We start from the raw sequence: 7,091 nt of genomic DNA on the forward strand, positions 1-7,091 counted from the left end.
CTGCGCGACGTCACCGTCCAGTCACTGCCCGGAACGCGCCGCGATCCGGCCCGACCCGCGTACGAGTCCACCCGCGAGGGCGAGTTCGGCGCGGCCACCGTCCCGCGCCGGACGCCAGTTCGTACGTGGTGATGCCGCCCATCGCGACCGCGAAGACGACGGCCGCGCCGAGCCCCGAGCGCTTCCAGCCGCGCATCCGGGTGCCGTGGACGGTGGCCGCGCCGAACTCGCCCTCGCGGGTGGACTCGTACGCGGGTCGGGCCGGATCGCGGCGCGTTCCGGGCAGTGACTGGACGGTGACGTCGCGCAGTTGTTCCCCGGTACGCCGGAACAGGTGCTGGAAGACCGTGCCGCCACAGGTGGCGACGACGCTCACCACACCGGCGCCGACGATCGTCCCGTAGACACCGAGCTGGGAGGCGAGCACGGCAGCCGCGACGGCCGCGAGCGCGCTGCCCGCGACCTGGGGCACACTCAGGTCCAGGCGCCTTTCATCCAGTTTGGTCCCGGTTTCCGGCTTCTCGCCCATCTACAACCTCTGTTCGCCCTTCTCCGCCAGCTTGTACGTAGGAGGGACCTATGGGCGAAGCGATTAGTTCCGTTTCTGGCGATTCTGTGAAGCACGCCACGTAGGAAGTGCGTATTCGCCCGGCGCGCGGCGTCCAACTCCCGCCCCCGGGGAGAACTTCGGCGGCGCGGCGGTCCACCCACGTGGCCCGAATGGAGTACTGTGGCGAGCCCTGGGCCTGGTCTCCCTCACGGGTTTCCGGGCTCTGCGGGAGGGGGCCGAAAGCGGCACTCGAACCGGCGGCGCCGCGGCACCGCACGGGCGCCTGCTGTGCAGAGCGACCACGTCGGTCACTCTGCGTCGCGAACAGGTAACCGTGCCATAACGGCGTTCCAGGGCCCATGCCCGACACGCCGGGCAACTCGGCAAGGTTGTGGCAGGCTGCACCCGGGCAGGCCACACTCGACTAGCGGAAGCAGCGACGCAGGTGACGTCGGCAGGCACCACCCGGGAGGTCCCCATGCCCGAACTGCGTGTCGTGGCCGTCTCCAACGACGGCACACGACTGGTGCTCAAGGCTGCGGACAGCACGGAGTACACGCTTCCGATCGATGAGCGGCTGCGCGCCGCCGTGCGCAACGACCGCGCCCGGCTCGGGCAGATCGAGATCGAGGTCGAGAGCCACCTCCGCCCGCGCGACATCCAGGCGCGGATACGGGCGGGTGCCTCGGCCGAGGAGGTCGCCCAGCTCGCCGGGATCCCGGTGGACCGGGTCCGGCGCTTCGAGGGCCCGGTGCTCGCGGAGCGTGCCTTCATGGCCGAGCGGGCGCGCAAGACCCCCGTGCGACGCCCCGGCGAGAACACCGGCCCCCAGCTCGGCGAGGCCGTCCAGGAGCGGCTGCTGCTGCGCGGCGCCGACAAGGACAGCGTCCAGTGGGACTCCTGGCGCCGCGACGACGGCACCTGGGAGGTCCTGCTCGTCTACCGGGTGGCCACCGAGCCGCACGCCGCCAGCTGGACCTACGACCCGCCGCGCCGGCTCGTCCAGGCCGTCGACGACGAGGCCCGCTCGCTGATCGGCGAGACCGACGACACCCCCGAGCCGAGCTTCCCGTTCGTGCCGAGGATCGCCAGGCTGCCCCGGGACCGGCCGCTGGACCGCGCCCTGGACCGGCAGTTGGAGCGTCCGATGGAGCGGCCCACCGCTCCCGCGGCGCCCGAGCCCGTGGCCGCCGCGGACGAGAGCGACTCGCTCACCAGCCTCCTGGAGGCCGTGCCGAGCTTCCGCGGCGACATGGTGGTGCCCGAGCGGCCCGCCCTGCCCGCGGAGGCGCCGGAGAACGAGCCCGAGGCGGAGCCCGAGATCGAGGAGCCGCCCGCACCGGCGGCGTCGGCGGGCGCCGGCGCGGCGTACGCGGACGTCCTGATGCCCCGTTCGGTCACCGGCCACCGCGACCGCCTCACCGGCACCACGGACCGCCAGGCCGAGGCGGACGGCGTCCGGCCCGGACGGCGGGCCGCCGTACCGAGCTGGGACGAGATCGTCTTCGGGACGCGGCGCAAGAAGCAGGAGTAGGACGGCCCGTACGTCCGCCGCGCGGAACGTGCGGAACCGGGGGGCCCGCGCCCGGCGCGGGCCCCCCGGTGTGCGCTACTGAGGGTCGGGGCCGGTCGCGACCGGGCGCGACTCGTCCGAGGACCACTGCGACCAGGACCCGGCGTAGAGCGCGGCGGGAATGCCCGCGACCGCCAGCGCCAGCACCTCGTGGGCGCCGGAGACCCCCGAACCGCAGTACACCCCGACCTCGTTGCCCGAGGCGCCCAGGGACTTGAAGCGGTCGGCGAGGACCTCGGGGGGCAGGAAGCGCCCGTCGGGGCCCACGTTCTCGGTGGTGGGGGCGGAGACCGCGCCGGGGATGTGGCCGCCCACCCGGTCGATGGGCTCGACCTCGCCGCGGTACCGCTCCCCCGCCCGGGCGTCCAGCAGCAGCCCGGACCGGGCGAGCGCCGCCGCCCCGTCCGCGTCGAGCAGGCCGACCGCGCCGGGCTCGGGGACGAAGTCGCCCTCGGCGGGCGCCGGGACCTCGCTCGACAGGGCGCCCGTCCAGGCGGCGAGGCCGCCGTCGAGCACCCGTACGTCCCGGTGACCCGTCCAGCGCAGCAGCCACCAGGCGCGGGCCGCGGCCCAGCCCTGGCCGCCGTCGTAGACGACGACGGGCCGGCCGGCCGACACGCCCGCGCGGCGCATCACGGCGCCGAACGCGGTGACGTCGGGCAGCGGGTGGCGGCCACCGGCGCCGGGCGGTCCCGCCAGCTCCGCGTCGAGGTCGACGAAGACCGCGCCGGGCAGATGCCCGGCCTCGTACTCGGCCCGGCCGTCGTAGGGGGCGGCGCCGGCCGCCTTCGCCAGACTGAGCTGCCAGCGGACGTCCAGGAGGACCGGGGGACGGTCCCCGGCCAGCTCGTCCGCCAGTTCGGATGCGCTGATGATGGCGTTCATGAGGCCATCCTCGCGCAGCGCGCGGCGCCGCGTAACGGCCGTGAAACGGATGAGAAATGCCAAAGCGGGCATCCTCCTTCGGGAACGCGCCAAAAGCGGCGCGGCCGGGGCGCGCTTGGCCGTCGGTGGTGCAAGCATCTGCGGGAAGGCGGGCGTCGGCGCGGCCGGGTCGCCCGTCTCTTCAGGGCGCGTTCTCACAGCGATGGTCCGAGGAGAGAGTCACGATGTCCCAGGCAGAGACCCGGCGCACGCCCGGCACACCCTGCTGGGTGAGCCTCATGGTGCATGCCCTGGCTCCCACCCAGGAGTTCTACGCGGCGCTGTTCGGCTGGGAGTTCCGGCCGGGGCCCGCCTCGCTCGGCCCGTACGTGCGGGCCCTGCTCGACGGCGCGGAGGTGGCGGGCATCGGGCAGCTCCCGCCCGACCAGCATCTGCCGATCGCCTGGACCACGTATCTGGCCACCGACGACGCCGACGCCACGGCCGAGACGATCCGGCACTGCGGCGGCACGGTCGGCGTCGGTCCGCTGGAGGCGGGCGACGCGGGGCGGCTGGTGATCGCCTCCGACCCGGACGGCGCGGTCTTCGGCGCGTGGCAGGCCCAGGCGCACGTCGGCACGACGGTGGCGGGCGCCCCGGGCACCCCCGTCTGGAACGAACTGGTGACCCGCGAGACCGCCTCGGTCGTCAAGTTCTACGAGTCGGTGTTCGGCTACGAGAGGGAGGCGGTGGTCCCGGCCGACCTCGACCAGGTGACGCTGCGCATCGAGGGCCGCCCGGTCTGCTCCCTGCACGGCGTGGGCCATGCGCTGCCCCGAGACAAGGGCGCGCACTGGATGACGTACTTCGAGGTCGCGGACACCGACGAGGCGGCCCGGCGGGTGACGGAGCTGGGGGGCCACGTCCTCCGGTCGCCCCGCGAGGGGGCGAGCGGGCGGGCGGCGACGGTGACGGACCCGGAGGGCGCGGTGTTCACGCTGGTGAAGTCGCCGGTCTGACCTCCGAGCCGGGCCCCCGCCGGCCCGCGGACCGGGCGAACCGGCCCGGACGCCCTACGCGTCGATGGGCAGGACATCCGGCGACAGCGCGGCGGCCCGCGCCGCCGCCGCCGTCATCCGGCGGCGGTGGTGGCGCCGGCACAGCACCTCGTACCCGATCTCGTCCTCGGACTGGTTCACGTCACCGACCACGACCTGCGCGCCCTCGACCACCATCTCCCCGCCGCGGGTACGCGCGTTGTGGGTGGCGCGCGCCCCGCACCAGCAGAGCGCCTCGACCTGGAGCACCTCGACGCGGTCCGCCAGTTCGACCAGCCGCTGCGAGCCGGGGAAGAGCTTGGAGCGGAAGTCGGTGGTGATGCCGAAGGCGAAGACGTCCAGGTCGAGGTCGTCGACGACCCGGGCGAGCTGGTCGATCTGGCCGGGCGCGAGGAACTGCGCCTCGTCGGCGATCACGTATTCGCAACGGCCGCCCTTGGAGAGGTGGGCGACCAGGTACCCGTAGAAGTCGAAGCCCTCCGCGGCCTCGACCGCGTCCGTCACCAGCCCGAGCCGGGAGGACAGCTTGCCCTCGCCCGCGCGGTCGTCCCGGGTGAAGATCATGCCCTGGAGGCCGCGCGCGGAGCGGTTGTGCTCGATCTGAAGAGCGAGGGTGCTCTTTCCGCAGTCCATCGTTCCGGAGAAGAACACCAGCTCGGGCATGGGAGGGTGACGGCCTTTCGGATCTGCGCACGCGTCCGCGTACAGGAGACGGAGGAGAGACGGGGGGAGGTGCGGGGAGAGAGGTTACGAGCGTACTTCGAGGAGCGGCACCAGCTGCTCGACGGGGGTCATCGAGCCGTGCATTCCGACCATCGCGGACTCGTGCGGCTCGTTCCGCGAGGCGATGATCACCACATCGGCGTGGGCGGCGGCGACGACGTCGCCGATCCTCCCGTACACCCGCTCGTCGCAGGCGCCCGGCTGTCCGAACCAGCCCGCCGCGATGGCCTCGTCGCGGCTCGCCACCCAGAACTGCTCGCCCAGCACCTCGCGCCAGACGGTGAGCACATCGGACTCGGCGCCGGGGACCGCGTACACATGGCGGGCCCGGCCCTCGCCGCCGAGCAGGGCCACCCCCGCGCCCAGCTCCCAGTCCTCGTCGAAGTCGATACGGGACTCCTCGTCGAAGGGGATGTCGATCATGCCGTGGTCGGCGGTGACATAGAGCGCGGAGCGCGGCGGGAGCTGCTCGGCGAGCCGCTGGACCAGCCGGTCGACGTACATCAGCTGGCCCCGCCAGGCGTCGGAGTCCACACCGAAGCGGTGGCCCTTGCCGTCGACCTCGCTGTAGTACGTGTAGACGAGCGAGCGGTCCCCGGCGGCGAGTTGGGCGGCGGCCAGGTCCATGCGGTCCTCGCCGGTCAGCCTGCCGTGAAACGTTCCGCCACTGAGCGCGACCTTGGTGAGCGGGGTGTGCTCGAAGGTCGGCGAGGACACCTGGGCGGTGTGCACGCCGGCCGCGTCGGCCAGCTGGAAGACCGTCGGATACGGCTGCCAGGTGTGCGGGTCGGTCCACGGCTTCCAGCGGAGCTGGTTCATCAGCAGGCCGGTCTGCGGGTCGCGCGCGGTGTAGCCGGGCAGGCCGTGCGCGGCGGGCGGCAGGCCGGTGCCGACGGAGGCGAGCGAGGTGGCGGTGGTGGCCGGGAACCCGGCCGTGATCGGCCGTCCGGTGCCGCCGCGCGAGCCGGCGAGCAGCCCGTGCAGATAGGGCGCCTCGTCGGGGTGGGCCTTGATCTGCTCCCAGCCCAGCCCGTCGATCAGGAACACGCAGTTCCGGTCGGCCGGGGTCAGCTCCGCGATGGCGGCGGTCGTCCCGGGCACGCCCATGCCCGCCGCGAGGGTGGGCAGCAGATCGGCGAGCGAGCCGCTGCCGTACTCGGGCAGGGGGGCGGTGTCGAGGGCGAGGGGCTCGGGGTCCTGCCAGGTGGGCTGGACCATCAGCGGGCGGTGGCCGCGGTGGCTTCGGAGAGGGCCTGGGCGAAGCCGAGGGTCTGGCGCACGGTGTCCGGGCCGTCCCCGGCCTCGCTGACGCGCAGGCTCAGGTCGTCGGCGGTGGAGCTGCCGGTGTAGCCGTGGTCGGCGTCGCAGTTCGGGTCGCCGCAGGCGGCGGGCTCCAGGTCGATCCGGGAGACGGCGCCCCAGCCGATGGTCAGGACGACCTCGCGGGGCAGGGTGCCCGGGGTGTACGACTCGGGGTTGGCCACCACGCGGCTGACGACCACGGACGAGATCCGGTCGAGCTTCACGGACTCGGTGGAGGTCGTGGCGTACGGCGTCGGGGAGCTGGTGTCCGCGTTCTGCTCGTCGGTGTGGCTGACGATGAAACGGTTGTCCGTCAGGACCAGGACCGTCACATGGCGGCGGACCTCGTTGGCGTCGAAGGTGGTCTCCTGGTGGACCAGGTACGACGCGATCGGCTCACCACCGACGGCGGCCTCCACCGCCTCGGCCACAAGGGCCGGGTAGTAGCCGCTGCGCTCGATCGCCGCGCGCAGCCCCTGGGTCATCGTGCCGGTCTTCGCCATGGACTCCATCCTACGGGGCCCCGGGGCCCGATCGACTCAGTAGCTGGGCAGGCGCCTCGGGCCCAGGTCGGCGCGGGGCGGCGGGGGTGCGAGGCGCAGGCTGGCGCCGAGTACGGACAGGCCCTGCTGGGCGACGACGACCGGTTCCAGGGAGACGGCGACGACCTCGGGGTGGTCGTCGACCAGCCGCGAGACCCGCAGCAGCAGCTCTTCGAGGGCCGCGGTGTCCACCGGGGCGGAGCCGCGCCAGCCGAAGAGGAGGGGGGCGGTCCGGATCGACCGGACCAGTTCGGCGGCGTCCCGGTCGGTGGCGGGGACGAGGCGGTGGCCCGTGTCGCCGAGCAGCTCGGAGGCGGCCCCGGCGAGGCCGAAGGAGAGCACGGCGCCGACGGCCGGGTCGATGGCGGCGCGCACCACGGTGTCCACGCCGCGCGGGGCCATCGCCTGGACGACCGGCTGGAGCTCCTCGGGCTTGCCGAGGGCGTGCGTCAACTCCGCGTACGCGCGGCGTGGACACC

7 protein-coding genes and 1 pseudogene are annotated in these 7,091 nt (G+C 73.9%); 2 read left to right on the forward strand and 6 right to left on the reverse strand.

The window, feature by feature from the left end:
- Positions 1 to 106 precede the first annotated feature (106 nt).
- Positions 107 to 529: pseudogene (locus ACJA3G_RS25615) on the reverse strand (hypothetical protein); the annotation flags it as partial.
- Between the two features lie 466 nt (positions 530 to 995).
- Between ACJA3G_RS25615 and sepH the strand changes: the two are divergent.
- A complete protein-coding gene (sepH, locus tag ACJA3G_RS25620) occupies positions 996 to 2,084 on the forward strand; it encodes a septation protein SepH (protein ID WP_406555406.1) in 1,089 nt (362 codons plus the stop codon).
- Between the two features lie 75 nt (positions 2,085 to 2,159).
- Here the strand turns inward: sepH and ACJA3G_RS25625 are convergent, their stop codons facing one another.
- Positions 2,160 to 3,008 carry a sulfurtransferase gene (locus ACJA3G_RS25625; RefSeq protein ID WP_406555407.1) on the reverse strand — a complete coding sequence of 283 codons (849 nt, stop codon included), beginning with the start codon at positions 3,006 to 3,008 and terminating at the stop codon, positions 2,160 to 2,162.
- A gap of 224 nt (positions 3,009 to 3,232) precedes the next feature.
- Between ACJA3G_RS25625 and ACJA3G_RS25630 the strand changes: the two genes are divergently transcribed.
- Positions 3,233 to 4,006 (forward strand): VOC family protein, encoded by a 774-nt coding sequence (locus ACJA3G_RS25630; protein WP_406555408.1) that lies wholly within the window; start codon positions 3,233 to 3,235, stop codon positions 4,004 to 4,006.
- Between the two features lie 54 nt (positions 4,007 to 4,060).
- On the opposite strand, the gene ACJA3G_RS25635 is transcribed toward ACJA3G_RS25630, so the two are convergent.
- From ACJA3G_RS25635 to ACJA3G_RS25650, 4 genes are all read right to left on the reverse strand, one after another.
- Positions 4,061 to 4,708 carry a thymidine kinase gene (locus ACJA3G_RS25635; RefSeq protein ID WP_406555409.1) on the reverse strand — a complete coding sequence of 216 codons (648 nt, stop codon included), beginning with the start codon at positions 4,706 to 4,708 and terminating at the stop codon, positions 4,061 to 4,063.
- 84 nt (positions 4,709 to 4,792) lie between these two features.
- On the reverse strand, positions 4,793 to 5,986 hold the full coding sequence (locus ACJA3G_RS25640) for an alkaline phosphatase family protein (protein ID WP_406555410.1): 1,194 nt from the start codon (positions 5,984 to 5,986) through the stop codon (positions 4,793 to 4,795).
- Positions 5,986 to 6,573 carry a DUF5998 family protein gene (locus ACJA3G_RS25645; protein ID WP_406555411.1) on the reverse strand — a complete coding sequence of 196 codons (588 nt, stop codon included), beginning with the start codon at positions 6,571 to 6,573 and terminating at the stop codon, positions 5,986 to 5,988. The genes ACJA3G_RS25640 and ACJA3G_RS25645 overlap by 1 nt, the downstream gene beginning before the upstream one ends.
- Positions 6,574 to 6,609: 36 nt before the next feature.
- The coding region (locus ACJA3G_RS25650) for an acetate--CoA ligase family protein (RefSeq protein ID WP_406555412.1) at positions 6,610 to 7,091 on the reverse strand (482 nt) is incomplete at its 5' end.

This window comes from Streptomyces sp. YS-3 (assembly GCF_045257485.1).
GTDB lineage: Bacteria > Actinomycetota > Actinomycetes > Streptomycetales > Streptomycetaceae > Streptomyces.